Annotated in this window: 22 protein-coding genes; 11 read left to right on the forward strand and 11 right to left on the reverse strand. The window is 69.3% G+C overall.

Features of this window, described 5'->3' with window-relative positions:
- Positions 1-41: 41 nt before the first annotated feature.
- Both ABD732_RS01120 and ABD732_RS01125 read left to right on the forward strand, forming a co-directional pair.
- Positions 42-1,856 carry a DUF2207 domain-containing protein gene (locus ABD732_RS01120; RefSeq protein ID WP_344779716.1) on the forward strand — a complete coding sequence of 605 codons (1,815 nt, stop codon included), beginning with the start codon at positions 42-44 and terminating at the stop codon, positions 1,854-1,856.
- A 76-nt stretch (positions 1,857-1,932) separates the two neighbouring features.
- Entirely contained in the window at positions 1,933-2,505 is a 573-nt protein-coding gene (locus ABD732_RS01125; protein WP_344779718.1) for a LemA family protein, read from the forward strand.
- 60 nt (positions 2,506-2,565) lie between these two features.
- Here ABD732_RS01125 and ABD732_RS01130 read toward each other — a convergent pair whose 3' ends face one another.
- Positions 2,566-3,552 carry a type IV toxin-antitoxin system AbiEi family antitoxin domain-containing protein gene (locus tag ABD732_RS01130; RefSeq protein ID WP_344779720.1) on the reverse strand — a complete coding sequence of 329 codons (987 nt, stop codon included), beginning with the start codon at positions 3,550-3,552 and terminating at the stop codon, positions 2,566-2,568.
- A 122-nt stretch (positions 3,553-3,674) separates the two neighbouring features.
- A complete protein-coding gene (locus tag ABD732_RS01135) occupies positions 3,675-3,926 on the reverse strand; it encodes a hypothetical protein (RefSeq protein ID WP_344779722.1) in 252 nt (83 codons plus the stop codon).
- A 61-nt stretch (positions 3,927-3,987) separates the two neighbouring features.
- On the opposite strand from ABD732_RS01135, the gene ABD732_RS01140 reads away from it, so the two are divergent.
- The gene (locus ABD732_RS01140; protein ID WP_344779724.1) at positions 3,988-4,374 is read left to right on the forward strand and encodes a YccF domain-containing protein; all 387 of its coding nucleotides are present in this window, start codon (positions 3,988-3,990) and stop codon (positions 4,372-4,374) included.
- A 12-nt stretch (positions 4,375-4,386) separates the two neighbouring features.
- Here ABD732_RS01140 and ABD732_RS01145 read toward each other — a convergent pair whose 3' ends face one another.
- The gene (locus ABD732_RS01145; RefSeq protein WP_344779726.1) at positions 4,387-4,998 is read right to left on the reverse strand and encodes a Rho termination factor N-terminal domain-containing protein; all 612 of its coding nucleotides are present in this window, start codon (positions 4,996-4,998) and stop codon (positions 4,387-4,389) included.
- 121 nt (positions 4,999-5,119) lie between these two features.
- A complete protein-coding gene (locus ABD732_RS01150; protein WP_344779728.1) occupies positions 5,120-6,277 on the reverse strand; it encodes an N-acetylglucosamine-6-phosphate deacetylase in 1,158 nt (385 codons plus the stop codon).
- Positions 6,278-6,436: 159 nt separating this feature from the next.
- Between ABD732_RS01150 and ABD732_RS01155 the strand changes: the two genes are divergently transcribed.
- The 3 genes from ABD732_RS01155 to gdhA all read left to right on the forward strand — a co-directional run bounded on the left by ABD732_RS01155 (position 6,437) and on the right by gdhA (position 10,288).
- Positions 6,437-8,041 carry a DUF6777 domain-containing protein gene (locus tag ABD732_RS01155; protein ID WP_344779730.1) on the forward strand — a complete coding sequence of 535 codons (1,605 nt, stop codon included), beginning with the start codon at positions 6,437-6,439 and terminating at the stop codon, positions 8,039-8,041.
- Positions 8,042-8,239: 198 nt separating this feature from the next.
- Positions 8,240-8,803 (forward strand): DUF2812 domain-containing protein, encoded by a 564-nt coding sequence (locus ABD732_RS01160; RefSeq protein ID WP_344779732.1) that lies wholly within the window; start codon positions 8,240-8,242, stop codon positions 8,801-8,803.
- 141 nt (positions 8,804-8,944) lie between these two features.
- Positions 8,945-10,288 carry an NADP-specific glutamate dehydrogenase gene (gene gdhA, locus ABD732_RS01165; RefSeq protein ID WP_344779734.1) on the forward strand — a complete coding sequence of 448 codons (1,344 nt, stop codon included), beginning with the start codon at positions 8,945-8,947 and terminating at the stop codon, positions 10,286-10,288.
- 58 nt (positions 10,289-10,346) lie between these two features.
- Here gdhA and ABD732_RS01170 read toward each other — a convergent pair whose 3' ends face one another.
- On the reverse strand, positions 10,347-11,066 hold the full coding sequence (locus ABD732_RS01170; protein ID WP_344779736.1) for a hypothetical protein: 720 nt from the start codon (positions 11,064-11,066) through the stop codon (positions 10,347-10,349).
- 255 nt (positions 11,067-11,321) lie between these two features.
- Here ABD732_RS01170 and ABD732_RS01175 point away from each other — a divergent pair, with 255 nt between their 5' ends.
- The 3 genes from ABD732_RS01175 to ABD732_RS01185 are packed head-to-tail and all read left to right on the forward strand — an operon-like array spanning position 11,322 to position 14,727.
- Positions 11,322-12,923 carry a circularly permuted type 2 ATP-grasp protein gene (locus ABD732_RS01175; RefSeq protein ID WP_344780336.1) on the forward strand — a complete coding sequence of 534 codons (1,602 nt, stop codon included), beginning with the start codon at positions 11,322-11,324 and terminating at the stop codon, positions 12,921-12,923.
- Entirely contained in the window at positions 12,920-13,882 is a 963-nt protein-coding gene (locus tag ABD732_RS01180) for an alpha-E domain-containing protein (RefSeq protein ID WP_344779738.1), read from the forward strand. Before ABD732_RS01175 ends, ABD732_RS01180 begins: the two co-directional genes overlap by 4 nt.
- A complete protein-coding gene (locus ABD732_RS01185) occupies positions 13,879-14,727 on the forward strand; it encodes a transglutaminase family protein (RefSeq protein WP_344779740.1) in 849 nt (282 codons plus the stop codon). The genes ABD732_RS01180 and ABD732_RS01185 overlap by 4 nt, the downstream gene beginning before the upstream one ends.
- A gap of 21 nt (positions 14,728-14,748) precedes the next feature.
- Here the strand turns inward: ABD732_RS01185 and ABD732_RS01190 are convergent, their stop codons facing one another.
- From ABD732_RS01190 to ABD732_RS01210, 5 genes are all read right to left on the reverse strand, one after another.
- Positions 14,749-16,026 carry a PucR family transcriptional regulator gene (locus ABD732_RS01190; protein WP_344779742.1) on the reverse strand — a complete coding sequence of 426 codons (1,278 nt, stop codon included), beginning with the start codon at positions 16,024-16,026 and terminating at the stop codon, positions 14,749-14,751.
- Positions 16,027-16,039: 13 nt separating this feature from the next.
- Complete coding sequence (locus ABD732_RS01195; protein ID WP_344779744.1) at positions 16,040-17,464, reverse strand: phytoene desaturase family protein; 1,425 nt, start codon at positions 17,462-17,464, stop codon at positions 16,040-16,042.
- Positions 17,461-19,269, reverse strand: a complete 1,809-nt coding sequence (locus ABD732_RS01200) for a DUF3556 domain-containing protein (RefSeq protein WP_344779746.1) — start codon at positions 19,267-19,269, stop codon at positions 17,461-17,463. Before ABD732_RS01200 ends, ABD732_RS01195 begins: the two co-directional genes overlap by 4 nt.
- A gap of 137 nt (positions 19,270-19,406) precedes the next feature.
- Positions 19,407-20,897 carry a class I adenylate-forming enzyme family protein gene (locus ABD732_RS01205; protein WP_344779748.1) on the reverse strand — a complete coding sequence of 497 codons (1,491 nt, stop codon included), beginning with the start codon at positions 20,895-20,897 and terminating at the stop codon, positions 19,407-19,409.
- 139 nt (positions 20,898-21,036) lie between these two features.
- Entirely contained in the window at positions 21,037-21,846 is an 810-nt protein-coding gene (locus ABD732_RS01210; RefSeq protein WP_344779750.1) for a thioesterase family protein, read from the reverse strand.
- Between the two features lie 47 nt (positions 21,847-21,893).
- Between ABD732_RS01210 and ABD732_RS01215 the strand changes: the two genes are divergently transcribed.
- On the forward strand, positions 21,894-22,499 hold the full coding sequence (locus tag ABD732_RS01215; RefSeq protein ID WP_344779752.1) for a TetR/AcrR family transcriptional regulator: 606 nt from the start codon (positions 21,894-21,896) through the stop codon (positions 22,497-22,499).
- Between the two features lie 50 nt (positions 22,500-22,549).
- Positions 22,550-23,344, forward strand: a complete 795-nt coding sequence (locus ABD732_RS01220; RefSeq protein WP_344779754.1) for a hypothetical protein — start codon at positions 22,550-22,552, stop codon at positions 23,342-23,344.
- 33 nt (positions 23,345-23,377) lie between these two features.
- On the opposite strand, the gene ABD732_RS01225 is transcribed toward ABD732_RS01220, so the two are convergent.
- Entirely contained in the window at positions 23,378-26,389 is a 3,012-nt protein-coding gene (locus ABD732_RS01225) for an MMPL family transporter (RefSeq protein ID WP_344779756.1), read from the reverse strand.
- Between the last annotated feature and the right edge of the window lie 177 nt (positions 26,390-26,566).

Below are 26,566 nucleotides of genomic sequence, written 5' to 3' on the forward strand. Positions count from 1 at the left end.
GCCCTGTCGCCGCGCCGCCGCAGCGCACTAGGATCGCATCCATGAAGCGCGTGCTCTTGTCGGTGGCAGTGCTGATCCTGACGGTGTTCGGGCTCTTTCTGCCCGCCCTCACCTTCTCGTCGTCGTCGGATTCGGTGGCCGCCGACCCGGTGGTGGTCACCGACTATCACGCCGACGTGACGGTTCACGAGAACGGCACCCTGGAGGCCACCGAGCGCGTCACCGCCGAGTTCCCGAGCGGCCGGCACGGCATCTTCCGGTTCTGGGATCTGTCCGACACCAGCAACCGGGGCGTGCGGTATCCGCCGAAGGACATCGAGATCACGATGGACGGCTCCCCCGTTCCGTTCGAGATGAGCTGGGAGCAACAGCGCCGCTACCGGGTCGCCAAGATCGGCGATGCCTCGCGCTACGTGTCGCCCGGCTCGCACACGTACGTGCTCAAGTACACCGTCGACGGGGTGCTGGCTCCCGGCGACTCCCCGGCCAACCGCGGGGACACCTCCAGCTGGGGCAACGACGACGCATCGCGGCTGATCTGGCGCGTCGTCGCCGACGGCTGGCAGATGTCGATCCTCAAGACCGAGAGCATCATCCGGCTGCCGGCCGAGCCGCTGGCCTTCACCTGTGCGACCAACCGCGGCGTCGACTGCGAGGTGACGGCCCCCGATGCCACCACCCGCGTGGTCACCACCGGCCGTCTCGCGCCGATGACCGGCGTCGCCGTCCGCGCCGACCTGCCCTTCCCCGCACCCGAGCGCACCGTGCTGCCGTGGTCGATCCGGTTCGATCCGGTCTTCGGCCGCTCGGTGCCCGGCCTGATCACCGCACTGGTGCTGTCCGTGCTGACCTTCGCCGCCGGTCTGTGGTGGACGCTCCGCAGCCGGGAGACCCCGCCGTTGCGCCCGGTGATGTACTCCCCGCCGGACGATCCGCAGGCTGCGGGAGCGGTCCTCGGCCCGGCCCAGACCTACTACGTCACCTACGAGCAGATGCCCAAGCGGGCTCTGGTGGCCACTCTCTTCCACCTGGCGGAGAAGGGTGCCGTCACGCTGGAGCGCAACGGCGGCGACTGGACGGTGCACTCACAGGCCACCCCGGAACTTTTGGCCACCCTCGACCCGGCCGATCGCACCCTGCTGTCCGCGCTGGGCCTGCAGACGGCCGGGGCCCGCTTCGAGGCGAACGGTTCGGTGAGCGCCGGGCAGACGCTGAACTCGGCGCAGAGCTCCCTGGAGGGAGCGGTGAAGACCTGGGGCGCCGCCAGCGGCACCATCGTGCACAGCGGCTCCGAGAACCTCGGCCGGGTCCTGGTGGTGGCTGCGCTGGCGGTCGCCGCCGGGCTGCTGATCTTCGGCGTGCTGCCGGCGACCGTCTGGGGACTGCCGCTGGCCGCGTTCGCGATCGGCGGCGCCGGCCTGTGGACCGCGGGCGTCGGCACCCGGCGCACCAAGCTGGGCCGTCAGGTCTGGTCGCGGGCCGCCGGCTTCGAGCGGCTGCTGTCCACCCGCTCCAACACCGAGCGCCTGGACTTCAGCGCCCGCAAGGAACTGTTCACCGACTACATCCCGTACGCGATCGCCTTCGACTGCGCCGACGCCTGGGCCGACAAGTACCGCTATGCGACCGGCCAGGAGCCACCGGAACCGGTGTGGTTCGGCGGCGGCTTCTACGCCGGCTACGGCATCGGCGGCTTCGGCGCGGGCGGCTCGGCCTTCGACAGCTTCGAGTCCAGCCTGTCGTCGTCGCTGTCGGCCTACTCGGCCTCCCAGTCGTCCTCCGGGAGCAGCGGCGGCGGTTTCGGCGGCGGCTTCAGCGGTGGCGGGGGCGGCGGCGGAGGCGGTGGTTCGTGGTGAGCGAGCCGCGTTCGGTGACCCCGCCCGTGATCCCACGCATAATGGCAGTCAGTTCCCCTAACGGAAGAGAACCCTCATGAGCACCGCCGCCATCATCGGCATCGTCGTTGTCGTCATCATCATTCTGCTGGTCCTGTTCGGGATCTCCGGCTTCAACAAGCTGCGCAAGGCCGACATCGCCGCCGAGGAGGCGATGGGCGGCATCGACGTCCAGCTGACCCGCCGCGCGGACCTGATCCCCAACCTGGTGAACACCGTCAAGGGCTACGCCGCCCACGAGTCCGGGGTTCTGGAGGCTGTGACGGCTGCGCGCGCCAACATGCAGCAGGCCGCTCAGGGCTCGGACGTCTCCGCGAAGGCCGCCGCCGAAGCCCAGATGAGCGGCGCGCTAGGCCGGCTGTTCGCCGTCGCCGAGAACTACCCGCAGCTGCAGGCCGCGCCCAACTTCATGGCATTGCAGACCGAGCTGGCCGGGACCGAGAACAAGCTGTCGTTCGCCCGGCAGTACTACAACGACGCCGTCTCCCGGCTGAACCAGGCGGTCAAGACCCTGCCGTGGATGTTCTTCGCCCCGATGGCCGGCGTGAAGTCGCGCGAGTTCTACCAGGCCCCCGCCGGCCAGACCGAGGCCCCGAACGTCCAGTTCTAGCGCCGCCCCCGCGGTCGAGCCCTCGACCCTCCGCTGATTGTGACCACGGAATGGTCACAATCAGCGGAGGGTCTTCACGTCGGCGGCGGAGACCTCGCATCCGTCCGAACAGGGCACCAGGGCGCCGGTCCACCCGCGCCGGGTGAGAAGACGACCGACCTTCTGCGCCGTCGTGCACGGACGGCCCACCTGCCCCCAGCCGAGTCGGACGGTGGTGAGCCCGGCGCCGACGACGGCGTCCAGGTCGCGTTCCAGGTCGCGGTCGCGGGAGGGCGCGTCGTCGTGCCCGACCCGCCCGTCCAGTTCGATCACCAGGTGCCAGTCCGGATACTCCGCGTCACGAAAGCCGCGGCGGCCGGTGGCGGTGGGCGACTGACGGACCGGACGCGGCAGGCCGTGGGCCTGTTCGACGCCGAAACGGTACCGGCGCTCCAGGACCGAGCAGGTGCCGTCGGCGATGTCTTTCAGAACCTCGCCGAGAAAGGCTCTGCGCCGCAGCGAACGCCGGGTGCGCAAAGCCTCGCGGAGCCGCTCGACCGTGGTGATGCGGGCATTGACCGCCTCGGTGAGTCGTGCGACGGCGACGGTCTCGGTCGACGCGGCCGCCGCCAGGGTCACGACCGCATGCTCCACCCGGATGCGGGGCGGGTGCGTGTGCCAGGCCGCGTGGTCGTCGAGGTTCGCGTCGTAATGCACGACGACGCCGGGCTGCTTCGCCACGTTCCGCCTGCTGCCGACGGCGATGTGGATGGGAACGCCGTACTGCTTGCCGTCCACCGTGCCGCCGACCGCGTGCACGGCCGACTGGTGGCTGAGCACAGCCGGATGCGCTCCGCGGACCGCGCACCAGGCGCGTTGCGACCAGGTCAGCGGGCCGGTGTGGTTCACGTACAGGCCCGAGCCCACCTTCACCCATTCCCGACGGCGCAGCATCCGGCGGATCACCGCATTCGAATCGCCCGCGTCCAGCACCTGGCTGCGGCTGATGATTCCGTCCTGTGCCAGCAGAAGCGCCCGGACGGCTGCGCTCGGGATCGACGGAGTCATCCCCTCAGCGTCGTCGCCCGGCCTCCGCCCTGCCGTCGGCGACGTCCCGGATGTGGACAACCCTCCGACCCTCCGCGATCTGGGACCACCACGTGGTCAGAGAGCGCGGAAGGTGGTACGGCTCAGGGCTCCCAGCGCTCGCTGTTGGTCGGATAGCGCACCCGGAGCACGCTGTAGAGATAGGTGGTCACCACCAGCAGCAGCACCGCGCCGAGCGCCCACCAGAGCCAGCCGTTGAGCAGCGAGTCCCGCACGGCGGCGATGATCCAGAACAGCACGAGGAGCACGCTGCCGATCGTCGCGATGAACCGCAGCGCCAACACGACCGTGGCCAGCGTCGACCACAGTGCTTCCCGCACCTGGTTAGTCCCCATTCGGCAACAATAGCCCGCGCTTGCCGGGCATCCGGACAGGTGGGCGCGCACAATGGGGGCCATGAAGACGATCCTGAACATCCTCTGGCTGCTGCTGTGCGGCCTGTGGATGGCCCTGGGCTACGTGGTGGCCGGCATCATCTGCTGCATTCTGATCATCACCATCCCGTTCGGGATCGCGTCGTTCCGCATGGCGAACTACGCACTCTGGCCGTTCGGCCGCACCGTGGTCCGCAATCCGGAGGCGGGCACGCCGTCGCTGATCGGCAACGTGATCTGGCTGATCTTCGCCGGCATCTGGCTCGCCATCGGCCACATCACCACCGGTATCGCCCTGTGCATCACCATCATCGGCATCCCGCTGGGCATCGCCAGCTTCAAGATGGTGCCGATCTCGCTGCTGCCGCTGGGCGTGCAGATCGTGTCCACCGACGACGCCCGCATCTGAGCGGGTCCCGGCTCAGGACAGGGCCGCGAGCAGTTCGGCCTTCTTCATCGTCGAGTAACCCTTGACCCCCTTGGCCTTCGCCTCCGCACGGAGCTCGGCAACGGTCTTGCTCTTCGCGGCAGCGGGCTTGGCCGCCTTGGCAGCGGCAGGCTTCGCGGCGGCAGGCTTCGCAGCGGCAGGCTTGGCGGCGGCAGGCTTATCGATGGCCTTCTTGTCTTCCGCCTTGTCGATCGCCGGCTTCGCGGGGGTGCCGGTGAGCGCCGCGGTCTTCGGGGCCTCTGACTTCGGGGCGGCAGTCTTCGGGGCGGCAGTCTTCGGGGCGGGCTTCGCGGCAGCCGGCTTCTTGGCGGCCGCCGGCTTCGCAGCGGCGGGCTTGGAGGTCGCGGGCTTCGCGGCCGGCTTCGATGCAGCGGGCTTTGCCGCAGCAGGCTTGGCCGCAGCAGGCTTGGCAGCGGCAGGCTTCGCAGCAGGCTTCGCAGCGGCGGCGGGCTTGGCGGCGACGGACGGCTGTTCCTTCTCCTTGGGCGACCGGCCGGTCAGCGAATCACGAAGGGCCACAACCTCATCCGAGAGTCGACGAACCTCTTTCTCGAGCCTCTTGATCATCTTCTTGGCTGCACTCATGTCTGCCCCTCTCCGGCATGCGCGGTGTCGTGGTCGTCGTTCGACCTGCCCTATTGTGACCCGCTGCGCCTCATTTGTGCAGTAGCGACCCCGGATCGGGTGCCCGTGGGCGCCGACGGGCTCACCGTTCGCAGTGCACGTAGGCGACCCGGAAGTCGGCGTCGAGCGCCACGAAATCCGCGCGCCGGCCCACCTCCAGGACGCCGACGTCCGTGCGTCCGAGCACGCGGGCCTGGTTGCCCGCCGTCATCTGGGCCACTCCCACCAGGGCATCGTCGGCGACGACGCCGTCGGGGCCGCGCAAGCTGTCCGCGGCGCGGTGACACAGCAGTTCCATGGTCGCGGTGCTGCCCGCGATGGCCCCGCCCTCACGGAGCCGGGCGACGCCGTCCACCACGTCGACGTCCAGCGAACCGAGCCGGTACGGACCGTCGTCCATGCCTGCCGCGGCCATCGCATCGGTCACCAGGGCGATCCGGTCGAAGCCGGTGGACACTTGCAGTTCGTGCACCAGCGCCGGGTGCAGGTGGACGCCGTCGCCGATCAGTTCGATCAGCACGCGCGGGTCTTCGAGCAGCGCCAGCACCGGTCCCGGCTCGCGATGCCCGAGAGGCGTCATCGCGTTGAACAGATGCGTGGCGACGCGGGCACCGCGGTCGATGGCCTCCCGCGCCTGGTCGTAGGTGGCGTCGGTGTGGCCGACGGCCACCAGCACCCCGGCCTCGGCGAAACGGCTCACCGCCTCCATGCCGCCCGGCAGTTCCGGCGCAAGGGTCACCATGGCGATGGTCCCGCGGCCCGCCTCCAGCACGCGCGCCACCTCGTCGGGGTCCGGGCTGCGCAGGGCGTGCGGGTCGTGCGCGCCGCACCGCTGGTGGCTGATCCACGGCCCCTCCAGGTGGATACCCGCGCTGACACCGGCCTCCACCAGCGTCGCGAGCCGGCCGACGATGTCGAGGAGTTCCTCCGGCGGGGCACTGACCGTGCTGGTGATGGTGGTGGTGGTCCCGTGTTCGCGGTGGAAGGCCGAGGCCGTCGCCACCTCCTCGGCCAGACCGCCGGTGTACGAGGCGCCGCCGCCGCCGTGCACGTGCAAGTCGACGAAGCCGGGTACCACCGTCTCGTCGTCGAACTCGAGCAGCGGACCGTCGTGCGCGGGGGCCTCCCCCGCCCCGAGTGCCACGATGCGGCCCTGCGCGATCCGCATCCAGCCCGGCCGCAACACGCGGTCGCCGGCCACGATCGCGCTCGCAGTGACCAGGGTCTCGCCGACGCTCATGGTTGGCAGACTAGTGGGCTGCACGCCGCCCCACCTGGCCGTCGACCAAACGAAGGAATCTCGGCTTCAGCCGTTACTTCTGCCCGTGTCCTCGCGATATGACCTGTACGCCGCCGTCTACACGCCGGCGACCCGTCGACCCTTCGCGAGGAGCTATTCATGACGTACCCACCGATGGGCGGTCCCGGACCCGGCTATCCGCCGCCGGGCGGCCCCAACGACCCCGCCACCGTCGCACTGGCGCAGGTCCAGAAGCGGAGCCGTCGTCGTCTCACCATCATCCTCGCGTCGGTCGTGGTGGTCCTCGCCCTGGTGCTGGCGTTCGCGGTGAACCAGGTCTACTTCAACAAGACCGGCAAGACGCTGATCCCGGGCCTGGCGCTACGGTCGGCCACCGACCCCGGCCCGGACCCGTTCACCGACTCGGTGGCCCTGGTGAACAAGACCCAGCCGGCCCCGACCCGGGTGAACACCGCGCAGGACAACGGCGTCCGCGTGGTCAACGGCACCGAACCCGGCCTGTACGCCACCACCGGCACGGCCTCCTGCGACACCGCTGCGCTCGGCAACCAGCTCGCCTCGAATCCCGGCGCCGCGCGCGCCTGGGCCGCCGTGCAGGGCATCCGCACCAGCGACATCCCGTGGTACCTGAACTCGCTGACTCCCGTCGTGCTGACCGCGGACACCTGGGTGACCAACTACTCGTACCGCAGCGGCAACGCCGTCGCCTACCAGGCGGTGCTGCAGTCGGGTACTCCCGTCTACGTCGACGCCGCCGGCGTGCCCCGCGCCGTCTGCGCGTGCGGCAACCCGCTGCGGCCCCCGGCCGCCGCCCCGGTGGGCGGCTATCGGATCATCGGCGAACGGTGGCCGGGCTACACGGTGAACAACACCTACCGCGTGACCTACAACAACACGTACGTCACCAACAACACGATCGTGAACGAGGCGCCGCCCGCACCGGCACCCGACCCGGTCCTGCAGCTCATCGACCTGACCAGTCAGCAGATCGTCGAGCAGCCGGCCGGCGGGAACCTGGAACTGCCCGACCAGCCGCCCGCGGACACGCCGAACTTCTTCGAGCGCGCCTTCGCGGAGAACGTCGCACCGACCTTCGACTCGGACGAGGCCGCGCGCGAGCAGGGGCTGGCAGCAGCCGGTTCGACCGAGCCCGCAGAAGCCGTCGTGCAGCGGGCCGTTCAGAACGACAACCAGCCCGACGCCGCGCCCGACGGCACCGAGGCCGCCGATCAGCCCGGAGCACCGGCCCCGGATGCACCGGCGGACAGCACCTCGGCCGCTGCGTCGTCGAGCGCCGCCGCCGTCGAGCCGACGCAGTTCCGCGGCACCGGTGACGCCATCGGCACGCTGATCTACCGGGAGGGCGACGGCCGTACGGTCACCTGCACCCTGCCGACCACGTTCGAATCGGCCACCGTCGCCGCCACGAACAGCGACTGCACGCTGACCTTCGAGCGGAACGACCTGCTGCAGGCCCGCGTCAACGCGACCGTCGCCGCCGACAGCGACCGGGTCTGGAAGATCACACCGATCGGCCGGAGCACACCGATCGAGGTGGTCCAGGCCGACTGGCAGACCCTGGTCACCGTCACGTCGAGCACCACGACGCCGACGACCACCACGACGGAGGCCCCGGTGACCACCACCGAGACTCCGGAGCCGACCAGCGAGGCGCCGACCCCGGAGGCGACGCAGTCTCCGGCCGCCGAGCCCACGCCGTCGACGGCGGTGCCCTCGTCCTGACCGCTGATCGCGCCGCCGGCCCCGCCTTCCGTTTCCCGGAGGCGGGGCCGGCCGCATCGGCCCGCCGGATGCGCATATTCCCAGCACAAACGCACTGAGACGTTGGTTACGTTCCGTCTCATACTTCTTGCATTCGCCTGGTCTCCGCTCGCAAGGTGGAGGCAGAGCAATCGTCCCGGTTCGGATCAGGAGGTCCCCATGACTACGACTGCCTGGCTGGTGCCCGTGCGCCACCTCTCCCCCGCCTCGCTGGAGCGCTACCTGGAGCGGCAGGCCGCCCGCGGCCGGCATGTGGAACACGTCAGCGCCCTGAGCCCGCTGCGCATGCGGTTCACCGAGAGCGCTCCCGCGCAGGTCCGCTACGTGCTGGACCACCGCGCACAGCCTGCCCCGAGCGACTACTACACCTTCCGCGAAGACCGCGGCTGGGAGCACGCCGGCGCGGTCGGCGACCTGCATGTATGGCGGATGGAGTACACCGGGGAACGTCCCGTCGGCTTCATCGGCGACGACGTGTACCGCCGCGCCAACAGCTGGACGCTGCGCCTGGGTCTGGTGGCCGCGATCACGCTGATCGGCGCCGTCGTCCTGGGCGTTCTGGCCGCCATCGACCCGGTCGCCGGTGCCGGCCCCCGCGATTTCTGGGCGCCCGCGATCGCGCTCGCGGTGGTCGGTGTGATCTCCGCCGTGGTGGCCGCGCAGCTCGGCGTCACGCGCCGTCCCGCACCGGTCGAACGGTTCCCTGAGCTGGCCGGACGCTGATTCGGGCAACCGCCGCATTCGGCGCGGCCGCAGGGTCCGATTGTCGTTCACCGCATTTGCGTCGATAGAGTCCTAGCGGAAGTGCCCGGCTCGCGCCGGGTGACGACGGCTGCAGAGTCGCAGCAAAGGAGAAGCTGAAGCGTGAGCGAATTGGGTGGTCCCCTCGAGGACGTCTACGACGTGGTGATCCGGCGGAACCCGGGTGAACCCGAGTTCCATCAGGCCGTGCGGGAAGTTTTCGAGTCGCTGGCCCCGGTCATCGACCGGCACCCCGAGTACCTGGACGTGCTGACCCGGATGTGTGAGCCGGAACGGCAGATCATCTTCCGCGTGCCGTGGATCGACGACTCCGGCAAGGTGCAGATCAACCGCGGCTTCCGCGTCGAGTTCAACTCGGCCCTCGGCCCGTACAAGGGCGGACTCCGTTTCCACCCCTCGGTGAACCTCTCCATCGTGAAGTTCCTGGGCTTCGAGCAGATCTTCAAGAACGCGCTCACCAGCCTGCCGATCGGCGGCGGCAAGGGCGGCTCCGACTTCGACCCCAAGGGCCGGTCGGACCTGGAGATCATGCGCTTCTGCCAGTCGTTCATGACCGAGCTGTACCGCCACATCGGCGAGTACACCGACGTGCCCGCCGGTGACATCGGCGTCGGCGGCCGCGAGATCGGCTACCTGTTCGGCCAGTACAAGCGCATCACCAACCGCTACGAGTCCGGCGTCCTCACCGGCAAGGGCCTCACCTGGGGCGGATCGCAGGTCCGCCCGGAGGCCACCGGCTACGGCACGGTGTTCTTCGCCTCGGACATGCTCAAGGCCAAGGGCCAGGACTTCGCCGGCAAGAAGGTCCTGGTGTCCGGTTCGGGCAATGTCGCGACCTACGCCATCGAGAAGATCAACCAGCTCGGCGGCACCGTGATCGCCTGTTCGGACTCCTCGGGGTACGTGGTCGACGAGAAGGGCATCGACCTCGAGATCCTCAAAGAGGTCAAGCAGGTGCGCCGCGGCCGCCTCAGCGAGTACGTGGATCTGCGCGGCAACGGTGCCACCCTGGGCACCGAGGGCAGCCTCTGGCACGTCCCCGCCGACATCGCACTGCCCTGCGCCACCCAGAACGAGCTCGACGCCGAGGATGCGGCCGCTCTGGTCCGCAACGGCTGCCTGGCGGTGGCCGAGGGCGCCAACATGCCCACCACGCCGGACGCCATCAAGATCCTACACAGCGCCGGCATCGGGTTCGCCCCGGGCAAGGCCGCCAACGCCGGCGGCGTCGCCACCAGCGCCCTGGAGATGCAGCAGAACGCCTCGCGCGACTCGTGGAGCTTCGAGCACACCGAGGAGCGCCTGCGCTACATCATGAGCGCCCTGCACGACAACTGCCTGGACACCGCGGACAAGTACAACGCGCCGGGCAACTACCTGGTGGGCGCCAACGTCGCCGGCTTCGTCCGGGTCGCCGACGCCATGCTCGCCCTGGGCGTCATCTGAGCCGACCGAGCACGAGCAACCGGCCCGCACCTCCTCAGGTGCGGGCCGGTCCGCATCGTCAGGAGGTGGCGTCGGCCACGTGATCGACGGCGCTGACGAAGAACTCGTCGAACACGGCCCTGTCCAGGTCCCCTGCGTTCAGCGACGTGTACTGCACGGTGACGGTGTAGCCGTTCACCGTCGCGAAACCCAGCAGGCTCTTGGTCTCGGTGGTGGTCCCCGAGACCGTGGACGTGGACTCCTGCTCCACGGCGAGGGCCTCGTCGGCCCGGCTCGCGGGAGCCGGCACCTCCTTCTGATCGACGGTGCCCTCGGCGCCGGCTGCGGCCCCGGAGGTCATCTTCACGGTCAAGTGCGCGCACTTGCCGGAGAGCGCGGCGCGCTGATCGGCCATGCTCGGGGACGTGGTCGTGACGGCGGTGCCGAGGTTGGTGGTGCCCGAGGTCGCCACCGCCAGCCCCACGTCGCTCGTGTCGACGTGCTCGGGCATCAGCCCGAGCTGCACGCATGACGCGGGCGTGATCTCCGCGTTCTTCGTCTCCTCCAGGATCTGGTCGGTCATCGACTGGAGCTGGTCGGCCGGGATCTCCTGGACCTCGAATCCCGCCGGGAAGTCGTCCGCGGGCAGCACCAGGGACTGCACCTTCGACGGGTCGGCCGATTCCGCTGCGTCCGGCGCGGACCCCTCGCCGTCCCCACCGCAACCGGCGAGCGCGAGCATCGCGCCTCCCGAGACCAGCACACCCGCAGCCCGTCGTCCACCGCGCCTCATCAGCATCCGTTCACCCTCTCGTTCGCCGCAGCGCGATCGTCGCCACGCACGGTCATGGCGATGAACTTACCGGTGGCGCCGGGGTCCCCGGAGCAGGGAGTGGTCCGGTGTCGCGACTTGATCGCCAACCCTGCAGCGAGCCCGGGCATAAGGCACCATTCCTCTATGAACCCGTCGCCCGTGACCCCGTCACCCTCCCCGACCGGCGCCGACTCCTTTCGGCATTACGACGACGGGTTCCACCAGGACGCCGTCGACGAGATGTTCCGCCCGGACGGGTCGGTGCGGCCGCCGTACCGCGGCATCGCCACGGCCATCTCCGAGATCGAGCCGGCGAATCTCAGCGCACGGCTGGAGGCCCTGGACCGGGCCTTCATCGACCAGGGGATCACCTTCTCCCATTCGGGCCAGGAACGCCCCTTCCCCCTCGACCCGCTGCCGCGGGTGATCGGTGCGGGCGAGTGGACGCGGCTGGAAGCCGGCATCGCGCAGCGGGTACGGGCGCTCGAGCTGTTCCTCGACGACGTCTACGGCGAGCAGGCGATCCTCACCGACGGCGTGATTCCGCACCGGCTGATCAACTCGTGCGAGCACTTTCACCGGCAGGCCAAGGGAATCCGGCCGCCCAACGGGGTGCGGATCCACGTCGCGGGCATCGATCTGATCCGGGACGCCCACGGCGACCTCCGCGTGCTGGAGGACAACGTCCGGTCCCCGTCCGGGGTGTCGTACGTGATGGAGAACCGGCGCACCATGGCCCGGGTCTTCCCCGACCTGTTCGCCGCGCACCGCGTCCGGGCGGTGCGCGAGTATCCGGGTCACCTGCTGTCGGCGCTGCAACGGTCGGCGCCGTCGAACGTGGCGTCTCCCACCGTGGTGGTGCTGACCCCGGGGGTGGCCAACTCGGCCTACTTCGAGCATTCGCTGCTGGCCCGGCAGATGGGCGTGGAACTGGTGGAGGGGCGCGATCTGTTCTGCCGGGACAACGTGGTCTACATGCGCACCACCGACGGCGAGACGCGCGTGGACGTGATCTACCGGCGGATCGACGACGAATACCTGGACCCGCTCCAGTTCCGGCCCGATTCGGTGCTGGGCGTGGCCGGGCTGGTCAACGCCGCCCGCGCCGGAAACGTGGTGATCTCCAGCGCGATCGGCAACGGCGTCGCCGACGACAAGCTGGTCTACACCTACGTCCCGGAGATCATCCGCTACTACCTGGGCGAGGAACCGAAGATCGACAACGTCGAGACCCTGCGCTGCTGGCTGCCCGACGAGTGCGCCGAGGTGATCCGGCGGATCGACGAACTGGTGATCAAACCGGTGGAGGGCAGCGGCGGCTACGGGATCGTCTTCGGGCCCGACTCCACGCGGGCGGAGCTGGACGAGATGGCCGCCAAGATCCGCGCCAATCCGCGGGGCTGGATCGCCCAGCCGGTGATCGCGCTGTCGACCAATCCGACTCTGATCGACTCGGCCCTCAAGCCCCGGCACGTCGACCTGCGGCCGTTCGCGGTCAACGACGGTGAATCGATCTGGGTGCTGCCGGGCGGGCTCACCCGCGTGGCCCTCACCGAGGGTTCGCTGGTGGTGAACTCCTCGCAGGGCGGCGGCTCCAAGGACACCTGGGTGCTGGCCACCCGCGGTTCGGGCGAGGAGCCCGAAGCCCCCGGCATCGACCTGCTCGACGCCGACATCCCGCCGGTCACGGTGCTGCCGATGGAGCCGTCGGCCGGCCCCGGCACCGACCAGCAGCAACAGCAGCAGCAACAGCAACAGCAGCAACAGCAGGCGCGTCGCCGCCCGGACACCGGGAAACGTCCCGTCGGCACGTGTGCGATCCGGGAAGGAACCGACCGATGATGCTCGCGCGCAACGCCGACTCACTGTTCTGGATCGGGCGGTACGTGGAGCGGGCCGACGACATGGCCCGCATCCTCGACGTCGCCGTCCAGCAACTGCTGGAGGATCCCACCGTCGACACCGACCTCATGGTCGGCCACGTGCTGACGGTGCTGGGCTTCGAGCCGGGCCCAGGCGCCAAGAGCGTCTGGAGCCTGGCCGACCGCGTCGCCTACGACCGTTCGGTCCCCGGCTCCATCGTCGGGCTGCTCCAGGCGGCGCGCGAGAACGCCCGCGGCGCAAGGGAAGTGATCTCCAGCGAAATGTGGGAGTGTCTGAACGCGACCTACATGGGACTGGCCGAGGCGGAGCGCCGCTCCCGCCGGCTGGGTCCGCACGATTTCCTCACCCACATCAAGGGCCGGGCCGCGATGTTCGCGGGCCTGGCCGATGCCACCCTCAGCCACGACGACGGTTACAGCTACCTGCTGGTGGGCCGCTCCATCGAGCGGGTGGACATGATCGTCCGGATGCTGCTGTCCGGTGATCGTGCGAGTTCGCCGTCGTGGATGAGCGTGCTGATCGCCGCCGGCGCGCAGGACACGTACATCCGCGCCTACCGCGGTGCGGTGGAGGCCGAGAAGGTGGTCGAGTTCATGATGATCGACCGGCTCTTCCCGCGGTCGATCTTCCACGCGCTACGCGTGGCCGAGCACAATCTCGCCGTGCTGGACCAGCGCCCCGACCGGGTGGGCGTGCAGTCGCGGGCCCTGACCCTCCTCGGCCGGGCCCGCAGCGACCTGGAGTTCATCGACCCGGTCGCACTGATGCGTGACCTCCCGGAGTATCTGTTGACCCTGCAGGAGACGTGTCGGGCGGTGAGCGAGTCGATCGCCGAAGAGCACTTCCACATCGCGCCGTACGTGTCGTGGACCGATGCCGGTCTCGCGAGCGGCCCCGACGGAGAGGGACTCCGATGACCGCCCGCATGCGCGTGGTGCACACCACCGGCTTCACCTACTCCACTCCGGTCACCTCGTCGTACAACGAGGCCCGCCTGACCCCGCGCAGCGACGGGCGGCAGACGGTGATCGTGGAGCACGTCGACACCGTCCCGGTGGCACGCCACTACCGCTACAACGACTATTGGGGCACGCAGGTGGTGGTCTTCGATCTGCACGTGGCGCACGATCGCCTGGAGATCGTCAGCACCGCGGTGGTGGAAACCGAGACCGAGACGCGCCACCCGGACACGATCGGCACCACCTGGGAGCGCCTGCGCTCGCCGGAGGTGGTCGACGAGTTCGACGAGATGCTCGGCGCCACCGCCTACACCCCGCACACCGAGGAGCTGGTGGCGTTCGCCCGGGAGGCGGCCGGGGATCTGTCGCCCGCGGAGGCGGTCGAGGCCGTCGTCGCGGCGGTGCACGACGAGATGCGGTACCTGCCCGGCACCACCGAAGTGCACACGACCGCCGCCGACGCCTGGACCAAGCGGTCCGGCGTGTGCCAGGACTACGCGCACATCACCCTCGCGATGCTGCGGGCGCTGGGGATTCCGGCACGTTACGTGTCGGGCTATCTGCACCCGCAGGCGGCGGCGGAGGTCGGGCAGACCGTCGAGGGTGAATCCCACGCGTGGATCGAAGCGTGGACCGGCGCCTGGTGGGGCATGGACCCGACCAACGACAAGCCGGTCGACGACCACCACATCCTGATCGGCACCGGCCGCGACTACAGCGACATCCCTCCGGTGAAGGGCATCTACACCGGCGGTGAGGGCTCGGACCTGGACGTCACCGTCCGCATCACGCGCCTCGCCTGATCCGGTCGCTGCTCGGTGGTCTCAGGCCCGCTCGCGCAGCACGGCCGCGCCCAGGTACTCGCACACGGTCAGCGCCAGCGCCAGATCCATGCGATCGTGACGCTCCGGGAGCGAGTCCATCGCCTTCCCGATCCGGTACTTGACGGTGTTGCGGTGCAACATCATTCGTTCAGCGGTGCGCACGTGACTCTCCCCGCCGGCCAGGAACTCCGAGAGCGTCGCGCGCAGGATCTGCGCGTTCGGGGTGTCGTCGGCGAGCGGACCGAGGACCTCGCCGATCCACGCCCGGGTGGAGGGCAGGTCGCGCGCCATCACCGAGACCACCGCGATGCCGCGGTCCCCGTATCCCACCACCACCGGTTCGGTGCGCGGCACCGTCGTCGCGACGTCGTAGGCGGCGCGGGCCTGCTGATGGGAACGCCGGAACCCGGCCACCCCGGCCCCGGGCAGTCCGATCGCCATGCGGAGGTTCGGCGGCAGGGTCACCTGCGCGGCGACGGCAGCCGAGTCCGTCCGGGGCATGGTGCGGTCGAACGGAATCCACACCCAGACGGTACTGCGATCGGTCGCGGTGATGACCGGAGCGGCAGAGGCGCGCAGAGCCACCGCCAATGATCTTGCGGCCCTGTCGATCTCGGCGAGACCGGCGACGGAGTCGTGCGACCACAGGATCACCGCGAGATGGGTGCGATCGAGCCGGTACCCAGTCTCGGTCTCGAAAGCCTCTACTTCGAAGACCTCGAGCTCGTCGTCACCGTCGAGCAACTGATTCACCGTGGACGAGAGCACGTTGCCCTCCGCCCCGATCCAGCGTCGCCGTTCGCTCTCGTAGGCCTGGAAGACGTAGAGGGTGATCCAGTCGATGTAGTCGAACAGCACCGTGGCCACATACTTGGCGACCCGGACGGCCAGTCCCTCGGCGAGCGCCAGCTCTTCCAGGAAACCGAGGCACAGCCGGTTGTACTCGAACTCCCCCATCCGGTAGGCGCGCATCAGAGAGTTCGACGGCACCTGCCGTTGAGCCAGCCGCAGCGCATATTCGACGGCCGCCGTGGTGGGCTGCAGGTGCGCGATCGGGATGTTGTTGGCCAGGACGTGGTTGATGGTGGTGATGTTGCCTTCGACGCTGGCGCGCAACAGGTCCACCAGCACCGGATCGCCGTCCAAGTGGTCGATCTCCACCATCTGGGCCGTCATGTCCTCGACCATCTGGTCTTCGATGTCGCGCAGCCGACGCGCGAGGGCCTCGACCACCGTCCGCAGTTCCGGGTCCAGGGTTTCGCCCGCCGGTCGGCTCATCGCGGTCCGCCGGTCATACCGGCCGCACTCCGGACGACGCCAGCGCGGAGTTGGCGGCGTGGAATCCGCACAGCCCGTGGATGCCCGCGCCCGGTGGGGCGGTCTGCGAACAGAGGAAGACGCCGTCGACGCCCGTCGCATACGGGTCGATCGCCAGCCGCGGCCGCAGGATGGTCTGCAGCCGGTTGTTCGCGCCGCCGATGATGTCGCCCGCCGCATAGTTGGCGTTGTACTGCTCCAGGGCGACGGTCCCGGTCGCCGTGGTCGCCACGATCTGGTCGCGGAAGCCGGGAGCGAACCGCTCGATCTGGCGGATGACGGCCTCGGTGGCGTCGCCGGTGTAGCCCTTCGGGACGTGCGCGTACGACCAGATCGGGTTGAGGTCGCCGCTGCTGCGGCTCGGGTCCGCCAGGTACTGCTGTCCCACCAGCACGAACGGGTTCTCCACCATGACGCCGGCCGCGCGCTGCTTCTCGGTGTAGGCCACCTCGGCCGCGGTGCCGCCCAGATGCACGGTGCCCGCCCGGGTGGACTCGGCGTTCCGCCAGGGGATGTCGCCGCGGATCGCGAAGTCGACCTTGAACGCCGAGGACCCGATCCGGTAGCGACCGTAGGCCTTGGCGATGCGCGCCGGCATCTGGTCGCCGTACAGCGAAAGCACCTGTGCCGCAGACAGATCCAGCAGCACGTAGTCGGCATCGGGAATCTGCGACCGGTCGGAGACTCTCGTCCCGGTCTCGATGGTGCCGCCCAGATCCTCCAGCGCCGCCGCGGCCGCAGCGGTGATCGCACCCGAGCCGCCGACGGCCACCGGCCAGCCGAACCGGTGCCCGCTCGCGGTGATCATGATGCCCAGCGCGGCGGTCAGCGGGACGTCGAGCCGGGTGAAGGCGTGCGCCGCGACCCCGCTGAACAGGGCCCGCGCCGCATCGGTGCGGAACCACCGGGCCAGCCAAGTGGCCGGCAGCAGCGCCCGCGGCCCGAACATCCCGAGCTGGATCGGATGCCGGGGCACGTTGACGATCGGCCGCATCAGGTCCGGGGCCAGCGTGTCGAAGTTGCGGACCACGTCGCCGAAGGCCAGCTCCCAGCGCCGTCCGTCGGCGCCCAGGCCCGCGGAGGTCTCCGTGATCGACCGGTGCAGCACGCCGATGTCGCCGTCGTCGAGCGGATGGGTGCAGTCGATCTCCGGCCACGCCCACTCCAGGCCGTATCGGTCCAGTCCGACGGTCTGCCAGAACGGCGAGCCCACTCCGAGCGGATGGAAGGCCGAGCAGTAGTCGTGGATCAGGCCGGGAACCTCCAGCTCGCCCGACCGTGCACCGCCGCCGACCCGGTCTTCGGCCTCCAGGACCGTCACGTCGACACCGTTGCGTGCGAGCTGGAGGCCGGCGGCGAGCCCGTTGGGTCCGCCACCGACCACCACGGCTTTCGTCATGACTGACGGGCCCCCGCACGCGCTGGCACGCTGTCGCTGCGCCAGGTCACGTTCATCGGGATCGGGCCGTTGGGCAGCCAGGGCTGCTCGGCGACGGCGTCGGCGACGTTCCAGGTACCGCGCTCGATCACGCCCAGGGCCGCGTCGATCACCATGTACTCCTGCGTCGTCTTGTGAATGGGCTGCGACTCGACCCAGACCACGGTGAACTCGCCGGGAGCGAAGTCGCAGCGCCGCTGCAGGGCCTCGATCATACGGTAGTTGTGCAGGTGGCCGTCGCCGAAGTTGAAGCCGATCAGCGAGTTGCAGGCGAACTCGGCCTCCCGGATCGTGTACTCGTCGATGCGGTCCCCGAGTTCGCGATACAGCAGCGAGTACAGCCCTCGGCCCTGACTGTGCATGGCGCGCCAGGCGATGGTCTGCTCCATCGTGATCTCGGCGGCCTCGGGACCGTAGTCGGGGGTCAGCTGATCGATCTGGTTCTGCGCCGGCCGGACCACGTGCTCGTTCAGCTTGTCTTCGGCGCCCGGGGTGAAGGCCCACATCGCCGACGCCCAGTTGCCGGCGTACTGGCGCATGGACGGCAGGAACGAGACCAGGTCGGGGCGCAGGTTGCCCAGCACCGGGAAGAACAGCAGCGCGATCACGATCACCGCGATCAGCCAGCCCGAGCTCATGGCGCCGACGCCGAAGCCCTCCCAGGCCGGGAATCCCAGGAACAGGAACACCGAAGCGAAGGCGAACAGCACGTTCCACTCCAGCGGCACGGCCAGCGGGAACGTGGAGAAGATGAACAGGTGGAAGCAGACCATCAGGATCACCGCGGCCAGGGTCAGCCACTTGTTCACCGAGAACAGCAGCACCAGCGGGGTCGCGACCTCGACGATGGTGCCCAGCACGTGGCCCTGGAAGGTCGCCGGGCGCGAGGGCCGCAGGTCGTCGGGGAAGTTGCGGTAGTTCATGCGCTTGAGGCTCTTGACGGTCAGCCACGGAGTGTTGGAGATCATCGGCGGGATCACGTTGGTGAAGTGCATGCCGATCTTGGAGATGCCCGCCCCCATCCAGACGACCACGATCAGCAATTTCAGCGCCACGATCATGTCGATGAACGGCAGGAAGGCGAAGAAGATGATCGCGGGCAGGTACTGCTCCGAGCGTGCGGCCAGGAAGATCACCTTGTCGCGCAATCCCATCACCACCATGAACACCAGCAGCGAGTACAGGACGGCCGGGTTCACCAGACCGTGCGACGGGTCGATTCCCAAGGGGGAGTCGGCCATCGCCGCGGTGAACGATGCCGACTCCTTGCCGGGCAGGCCGACCGCCACCAGGAGGTTGACCAGGATCGCGGCGTACAGCACCACGTCGAACACGGTGCGCGAGTCGCCCTTGGTGCCGGGCACGGTGTCCGGCCAGGGTGGGAGACGGATGGTCTGCGGCCGCAGCCAGAACAGGAGGCCGCCGGTCATCGGCTTGAACTTGCCGGCCAGCGGCCCCCACGAGCCGGCCACGCCGACCGCTTCGAGGAGCATGGTCCACAGGATCAGCTTCTGGTAGACGATCGGCTGGTTCCACCACTCGCTGATTTGCAGCGGGCTCAGACCCGAGGTGGCCGTCGCCAGGGCGACGCCGACGACGATGTACAGCACGGCCACCTTCAGCAGGTAGATCACGTGCACCATCTTCGGCGTGCCGAAGCCGTAGTCGACCCAGTGGGTCGCCAGCTGGCGGACTCTGGTCTGCAACGGTTGATCGCGGAACGTCGCCGGGTCCACCGGCGGGAAGTCCCCTTCTTTGAATCCCATTGTCTTGCTCCTTGTTTGGTATGTCGGGGTTTCGGGTATCGCGGGGTTGCGGGTAGGGCGTCTTCGGGCAGGGGGCAGCGCGCCGAGTGGTTCTCGACTTGCGGTGTGGTGGGTGCGGGCGCCGTCGGGGCGCGAGCTCAGGTGCGGGCCGCCCCGGCCGGCTGCGCCCGTTCGTCGGCGGTCCGGCGCCGCAGGCCCGGCTTGTCGATCTTGCCGACGGGGTTGCGCGGCAGGGCGTCGACGATGTGAATCTCACTGGGCCGCTTCACCTTCGTGAGGTGGGGCTGGACGAACACGGTGAGCTCGTCTGCGGTGAGGTCGGTATCCGGGTAGCGGACCACGAAGGCGACGGGCACCTCCCCCAGGAGCTGGTCGGGTGCCCCGACCACCGCGCATTCCAGGACGGCCGGGTTGGCCGCCAGCGCGGTCTCGATCTCCTTGGGATAGATGTTCTCGCCGCCGCGGATGATCATGTCCTTGATCCGGTCGACGATCCGCAGATAGCCGTCCTCGTCGAGGATCCCGACGTCGCCGGTGCGCAGCCAGCCGTCGACGATCGTCTCGGCGGTGGCCTCGGGCCGGTTGAGGTAGCCGCGCATCACGGCCGGCCCGGAGATCAGCACCTCCCCGCGTTCGCCGGCGGGCACCTCGTTGCCGTCCAGGTCGACGATGCGAATGGACTGGCCGGGCAGGGCCGGGCCGACGGTGCCGAGTTTGCGCACGCCGTCGACCGGGTTGCAGGCCGAGGCGCAGGTGGCTTCGGTGAGGCCGTAGCCCTCGACGATGGGGACGCCGAAGGTCTGTTCGGTCTTCTCCAGGAGTTCGCGGGAGATCGGGGCCGCCCCGCAGATCGCGAACCGCAGTGAGTCCAGTGCCCCCGGCGGGATGTCCTCGTTCTGGGAGACCAGCAGCGCGTAGATGGTGGGGACTGCGGAGAAGAAGGTGGGACGCAGCCGGGCGACGTCGTCGAAGAAGCGGCTGACCGAGAACTGGCCGGTGATGCTGACCTGACCGCCCGCCATCATCGGGGTGAGGCAACTGACGCAGATGGCGTTGACGTGGAACAGCGGCAGGATCAGCAGCGCATGGGTGTCCGGGCCGTACTGAAAGTGCTCGGCGGCACTGCGGCCGAAGAAGTGCAGGTTGTCGTGCCCGAGGCGGACACCCTTGGGGCGGCCGGTGGAGCCCGAGGTGTAGATCAGCAGGGCGTCGTCGGCTTCGGTCGGCGGCGCCGGCGGCACCCACTGCGCGGTGGGTGCGGTGGCCAGGTCGTCGACGTCGAGGAAGGTGCGGGCCGGGTCGCCGATCGGCGCCCGTCCGACGACCACCTTTGCGCCGGAGTCGGCCAGTTGGTACTCGGCCTCGGTGTCGGTGAAGCCGGGGTTGACCGGTGTGGCCACCGCTCGCAGCCGCCACGCCGCCATCAGGGTGATGAGCAGTTCGGCACGGTTCGGCAGGACCGTGGAGACCATGTCGCCCGGGCCGACGCCCATGCCGGCGAGCTGTTCGGCGACCGCGTCGACGCGCTCGGCGAACTGCGCGTAGCTCAGTTCCAGCCGGTCGTCGCGGACGCACGGTGCGTCGCCCCGGGAAGCCAGCTCCCACGCGAAGTACGTGCCCTGTGTCACCGTCGTCACCTTTCGTTTCCGGATGTGACTCCTGACACTATGAGGTGGGCGGGGACGGCGAAACGGCCCGCAGACACGAACTATCGGCGGATCTTTGTCTCCCGGGCACAAAGACCCTGGGCGCTCCCGTGAATCGTTGCTACTGCGGGTCTTTGAAGTACACCAGCTGATGCGTCGTGGCCAGCAGCACCGCATCCGGGCCGTCGCCGGACCAGATCTGGCCGTCCTGATCGAAGTGCCCGTTGCCGAAGCGGGCCGCCCGCGCGGTGGCGAGGAGGTGATCGACGCCCTGTGCGGCCAGCTCGTCCGGCGTCGCGTGGAAGTAGGTGGTCAGGCTGATGGTGCCGGCCGCCATGTAGGTCCCGTGCCGCAGGAAGACGCGCGGGTAGAACGAGTCGGTGATCGACATCAGCGCCGGGTAGTCGAGCGCACGTTCGGGGCGGTCGCGGATCCACAGCGTCGACGTGGAGTCCTCGCTCGCACTGCCGTCGAGACCACCGACGACGAACCTCTTGTCGTAGTTTCCGGCCCAGGCGATGAACTCCGGGAACTCCACCGGCTCAACGGTTTCCACGGCGGGAGCCGTCGGCGGCTGCGGCTCGGTGCTGCCCCACGTCGGGCGGTGCAGACCGAAGACGGCACTGCCGGTGGAGACCGTCGAGTCGTTCTGCTCGATGTGGAAGATCCAGTGCTGATTGGTCCGGTTGGTCCGCACGATCCGAGCGTGCAGTTCCCAGTCGCCGTCGGCGATCGGCGCCGCGTAGTTGACGGTGAACGCCAGCGGTTCGCCGAGCACGTCGGGGTGCTGTTGGATCGCATGGACGATGGTGGCGGCGGTGATGCCGCCAAAGGGCCCGACCATGTTGGAGTAGGCCGGGTGAGTGGTCGCGTGGAAGACGCCGTCGTCGCCCACCGAGACCGTGATCGCTTCGTCGAATACATGACTCATGGCGCAGACGCTACAGAACGATCGGTCTACTTCGCTAGACTGGGCACGTGGAGATTCGGAGCGAGGCCGCCGTCGGCGGCACGGAGACGACCGGCACCGGCGTGCGCGACCGGTTGGTCCTCTCCGCGATCACCCTGCTGCGCAGCCGGGGCGCCGACGGTTTCGGGATGACTGAACTCCTCGGCGACAGCAAGGTCGCCCGCCGATCGATGTACCAGCACTTCCCCAGCGGCAAAGCCGAGCTGCTGGAGGTGGCCGCGACGCAGGCCGGGCGGCACATCGGCGGTCAGCTCGACGTGCTCCTGGCGGAGTCGCCGCCGATCGAGGCGCTCGCAGCCTGGGTGGAATCGTGGAAGCGGGCGCTGATCGACAGCGACTACCGTCTCGGTTGCCCGCTGGCGGCCGCGGCCCAAGCCGCTCAGGAGTATCCCGCCGCCGGAGCGGCGGCCGCCCGCGCCTTTGCCGATTTCACCGACCGGATCGCCGCCGCCCTCGCCGCTTCCGGAGTTCCGGACAGCGAAGCCCGCTCCACCGCGCGGGTGCTGGTGAGCGGAATCGAGGGCGGAATCATCACCTCGCGCAGCCTGCGGACCGTCGCCCCACTCGACGATCTCGTCGCCCACGCCCGCCGGCACCTCTCCCCTCCCGACTGAGGATCGCCCGCATGCGCCGCGGAGGCCGCCGCGAGCTCTAAACTCGGAGGATGAACGGTCGTCCGCGCACGCCAGCACTCCTGGTCGCCATCGGCGCGACGACGGCGGTACTGGCCGGATGCGGCTCCACGGACTCGACGGGGCCGTCGACCAGCGCGAGCCCCTCCACGACGGTGACCGTCGCAACCACCAGCCAGCCCTCGGTCACCACCACCTCGGTGGCGGTGGCGCCGTCGACCGACGGATTCGGCTCCGGTTTCGCCGGACGCGCCGGCGACGCCCGCAACGGCTCGGACTGGAACATCAAGATCCCGCGACTGGTTTCCGGGGAACCGAGGGTCCGGGACGCCTTCAACACGGCGATGGAGAACGATGCGGACCGCCTGATCGCGGACGCCAAGGACGCCGACCAGGCGGTGACGATCACCAACGGCGAGCTGATGCCCGAGGAGGCCTCCCGCGTGGTGATCGCCAAGACCACGCTGTCCGGTGCCATGATCACCGTCGGCGCGGTCGAGGGGGCTGCGTATCCGGTGCAGACCGTCGACACGGTGGTGGTGGAGGCCGGTGCCGGACGGCAGCTGTCCCTGGACGACATCTTCACCGATCCGGCCGCCGCGAGGCAGACGCTCGCCGCGCTGGCCCCGGCCGCCGACCCCACCGGACGCCTGCAGGATGCGCCCGTCCCCGCTGACACCCTGCAGCAGTGGATCGCCCTCGACGAGGGCCTGCACCTCTATGTGCCGGTGATTCACGCGCTGGGCGACTTCGTCCCGGTCACCGTGGCGTGGAACGACCTCGTCGATCAGCTGAACGCCACCGGGAAGATTCTGTTCAGTCCCTGACATCGCTTCCGGCTCGCACTCGCCCCGGTACGGTCAGGCACGACGGCCGGACGGCCACCAGATCCTCTCGCCGAACACCGCCATCATGGCCGGCACCAGCACGGTGCGCACGATGGCGATGTCCAGCAGCAGTCCCACACCGATGGTGAACCCGATCTGGACCAGGTTCAGCACGGTGCCGCTCATCAGCGCGAACATGGTGACGGCGAAGACCAGGCCGGCGGTGGTGATGACGCCACCGGTACTGCCGAACCCACGGATGATGCCGCGCGCCATCCCGCCGTTGGCGCTCTCCTCCCGGATCCGCGAGGCGAACAGCATCGAGTAGTCCGCACCGACGGCGATCACCGCCATGAACGACACCGGGATCACCGACCAGTCCAGGTCGATCCCGATCAGGTGCTGCCACACCAGCACGCTCACCCCGATCGCCGAGGCGAACGACAGCAGCACCGTGGCCACCAGCAGGACCGGAGCCAGAATGCTGCGCAACAGCACCATCAAGATCAGCAGCACCGCGATGCCGGCGACGATCGCGAACACCAGGAAGTCCTTGCGGACCTGATCCTGCATGTCTGCCGACAGCGCGGCCAGCCCCGTGGTGGCCACCTGGGCGTCGTCGAGCACGGTGCCGTCCAGTGCCTGCGCCACGATCCCCGGAATCTCCCGGGTGGCGCTCATCGCCTCCTGGCTGTACGGGTTCACCGACCAGGTGACCATCATGCGTGCGGTCGTGCCGTCCGGAGACATGAGCAGTCGTGCGCCCTCGACGAAACGGGGGTCACGCAAGCCCTCGCCCGGCAGATAGAACCCGGCGCCGGGACCGGTGCGCGTCGACTTGCTCATCGTGAGCAGGTAGTCGGCCGCCTGCTGCAGCCCCGTGCGCAGTTCGCCGGTCAGTTCGACCGTCTGGTCGGTGCCGTCCTTCACCTGATGCAGACCGTCGGCCATCGTCTTGAGACCGGCCTGCAGTTCGCGGGTGCCGCCGACCAGTCGGTTCAACTCGCCGCGCAGCTGGTCCGAGGTCTGCCCACCGGTCTGGACGAGGAGTCGGTCGAGGACGCCGAGGGTCCCCTCGATCTGCGGGATCAGGAGCTTCACCTTCTTGGCGCCGTCGACGACGGCGCTGCGCAGGGCGGCCCAGTCGCCCCGCGCGGCACTCACCTGCCCGCCGGTGGCGCGGTCGTAGGCCGAGAGCGCGTCGCGCGCAGAACGACAGACCGGATCGGTGCGGCAGGCGGGTGAGGTCTCGACCGCGAGCAACGGCCCCAAGACGCCGTCCAGCCGCTCGGTGGTCTCGGCGAGTCGGCTCTGCGTCAGCAGACCGTCGGCGAGTTGGAGAGCCGCCCGGACGGTGCGGCGGACCTCGGGGAGGTCGTCGCGCACGGAGGTTCCGCCGGCCGTCCGCACCAGTGCATCGGCGCGATCGAGACCCGTGAGCATGGTGCCGGCCAGGGAGGCGACCTTTTCGGTGCCCGAGACCAGCTCGGGCAATCGGGTGACGGCGTCGTCCGCGCCCGCGGAGAGCTGCCCCACCCCTTCGGCGAGCCGCCGCAGCTCCGGAGTGGCCTGGCTGATCTGTTGGTGGGCGTCCTCGAGGCGCTCACCGACGATGCCGGTTTGATGGCCGGTCGCCGCCTCGGCGAGCGCGGTGCCGTACGGGCGGGTCACCGAACGGACCACGTCCACCTCCGGACGGCTGCCGACCGTCTGGGCCGCGAGTTCCAGGGCCGCCAGGTCGGCGGTGTTGCGCATGTCGTGATCGCTGGCGACGGTGACGAACTCCTGGGCCAGGACGTTCTGTCCGTAATGCTGGTAGGCGAGGTCGTATCCGCGCGTGGAGTCGGTGGCGGTGCGCGGCATCGCCGACTCGTCCCAGTTCATCCGGAACGTCGTGGTGATCAGCGCGGTGCCGACCAGGAACACGAGCGCAGCGGCCGTGTAGATCCCCGCGTGCCGAATGATGCGGGCACCCCGCCGCTGCCACCGTGCCACCGACGAGTGGCGGGGCTCGGCCCAGCCGCGGCGGCCGGCCAGGGACAGCAGTGCCGCCGGGAGGGTCAGCGCGATCACCAGCGTCACCAGAATCGCGATCGCGGTCGGCGGTCCCGCGGTGGTGAACATGCCGATCTTCGTGAAGATCATCGCGGCGCACGCCGCGGCGATGGTCAGTGCCGAAGCGATCAGGATCGGACCGGTGCGTCCGGAGGCCCGGGCCACCGCTCCGCCGAGTGGATGGCCGAGCCGGCGGGCTTCGTGATAGTTCCCGATCGTGAACACCGCATAGTCGGTGCCGGCGCCGAGGACCAGCGCCGTCATGATCGCGATGGTGAAGTTCGAGATGGAGAGCACTCCGGCGTCACCGAGCAGCCCGACGATCGGCCGGACCACGGCCAGGGTGATGCCGATGCTCACCAGCGGAATCAGCGCGGTCACCAGATCGCGGTAGACCACGAGGAGCATCAGGGTGATCAGCAGCACCGAGACCGCGGTGATGATGAGCAGCGAGACGTCGATCTCCCGGAACAGATCGGCGAGGGTGGCCGTCGGGCCGCTGAGGTGCACCTGCAGGTCGTCGGGCCTGTCGAGCGCGGCGATGTGGTCCCGGACCGCCGCAGTGGCGTGGTCGGCGCGGGTCGATCCGGCCGAGCCGTCGAGCGCCAGCAGCATGTTGACGGCCTTGCCGTCCGGGCTGACGGCGATGTCCCGGGTGATCTCGTTGCCGTACAGGTCGACGAGGTAGGCGACGTTGTCGGAATCGGCGGTGAGCCGTTCGGTGAGCCGGTGGTAATAGTCGGCGTCGGCGTCGCTGAAGCCGTTGTCGTCGACCAGGATGACGCTGCTGACGGCGTTCGACGGCGGCACCCCGAAGTCGGCGGCCATCTGTTCCAGAGTCTGGTTGGCGGGCAGATCAGCGGGGAGGAAGTCTGCAGAATGCCGACTGACGATCTGCTCCAGCTGCGGTATCGCGACGTTCATCCCGCCCGCGACGACCACCCAGAAGACGACGATCCACCAGGCATGGCGATGGATCCAGCCGCCCATTCGGGTGAGGTTTCTGCTCTCGGTTTGCGAGGCCATCGTGCTTCTCCCTACTCAGCCGCGAAGCGAGTCCGGAGTCGCCTGCGATTGAGAATTGACCATATGGTCAATTCTTTTGGCGGGTCAACGTGATGTCACCGAGGTGGCGCGGCACCTGTGATCTAAAGCACTTCTGATGAG

The organism is Gordonia caeni, assembly GCF_039537105.1.
Classification (GTDB): Bacteria; Actinomycetota; Actinomycetes; order Mycobacteriales; family Mycobacteriaceae; genus Gordonia; species Gordonia caeni.

What these genes read in the sequence shown, in the direction of transcription:
- ABD732_RS01120 (WP_344779716.1), top strand. Translation starts at nt 42, where the DNA reads ATGAAGCGCGTGCTCTTGTCGGTGGCAGTGCTGATCCTGACGGTGTTC.
- ABD732_RS01125 (WP_344779718.1), top strand. Translation starts at nt 1,933, where the DNA reads ATGAGCACCGCCGCCATCATCGGCATCGTCGTTGTCGTCATCATCATT.
- ABD732_RS01130 (WP_344779720.1), bottom strand. Translation starts at nt 3,552, where the DNA reads ATGACTCCGTCGATCCCGAGCGCAGCCGTCCGGGCGCTTCTGCTGGCA.
- ABD732_RS01135 (WP_344779722.1), bottom strand. Translation starts at nt 3,926, where the DNA reads ATGGGGACTAACCAGGTGCGGGAAGCACTGTGGTCGACGCTGGCCACG.
- ABD732_RS01140 (WP_344779724.1), top strand. Translation starts at nt 3,988, where the DNA reads ATGAAGACGATCCTGAACATCCTCTGGCTGCTGCTGTGCGGCCTGTGG.
- ABD732_RS01145 (WP_344779726.1), bottom strand. Translation starts at nt 4,998, where the DNA reads ATGAGTGCAGCCAAGAAGATGATCAAGAGGCTCGAGAAAGAGGTTCGT.
- ABD732_RS01150 (WP_344779728.1), bottom strand. Translation starts at nt 6,277, where the DNA reads ATGAGCGTCGGCGAGACCCTGGTCACTGCGAGCGCGATCGTGGCCGGC.
- ABD732_RS01155 (WP_344779730.1), top strand. Translation starts at nt 6,437, where the DNA reads ATGACGTACCCACCGATGGGCGGTCCCGGACCCGGCTATCCGCCGCCG.
- ABD732_RS01160 (WP_344779732.1), top strand. Translation starts at nt 8,240, where the DNA reads ATGACTACGACTGCCTGGCTGGTGCCCGTGCGCCACCTCTCCCCCGCC.
- ABD732_RS01170 (WP_344779736.1), bottom strand. Translation starts at nt 11,066, where the DNA reads ATGCTGATGAGGCGCGGTGGACGACGGGCTGCGGGTGTGCTGGTCTCG.
- ABD732_RS01175 (WP_344780336.1), top strand. Translation starts at nt 11,322, where the DNA reads ATGTTCCGCCCGGACGGGTCGGTGCGGCCGCCGTACCGCGGCATCGCC.
- ABD732_RS01180 (WP_344779738.1), top strand. Translation starts at nt 12,920, where the DNA reads ATGATGCTCGCGCGCAACGCCGACTCACTGTTCTGGATCGGGCGGTAC.
- ABD732_RS01185 (WP_344779740.1), top strand. Translation starts at nt 13,879, where the DNA reads ATGACCGCCCGCATGCGCGTGGTGCACACCACCGGCTTCACCTACTCC.
- ABD732_RS01190 (WP_344779742.1), bottom strand. Translation starts at nt 16,026, where the DNA reads ATGAGCCGACCGGCGGGCGAAACCCTGGACCCGGAACTGCGGACGGTG.
- ABD732_RS01195 (WP_344779744.1), bottom strand. Translation starts at nt 17,464, where the DNA reads ATGACGAAAGCCGTGGTGGTCGGTGGCGGACCCAACGGGCTCGCCGCC.
- ABD732_RS01200 (WP_344779746.1), bottom strand. Translation starts at nt 19,269, where the DNA reads ATGGGATTCAAAGAAGGGGACTTCCCGCCGGTGGACCCGGCGACGTTC.
- ABD732_RS01210 (WP_344779750.1), bottom strand. Translation starts at nt 21,846, where the DNA reads ATGAGTCATGTATTCGACGAAGCGATCACGGTCTCGGTGGGCGACGAC.
- ABD732_RS01220 (WP_344779754.1), top strand. Translation starts at nt 22,550, where the DNA reads ATGAACGGTCGTCCGCGCACGCCAGCACTCCTGGTCGCCATCGGCGCG.
- ABD732_RS01225 (WP_344779756.1), bottom strand. Translation starts at nt 26,389, where the DNA reads ATGGGCGGCTGGATCCATCGCCATGCCTGGTGGATCGTCGTCTTCTGG.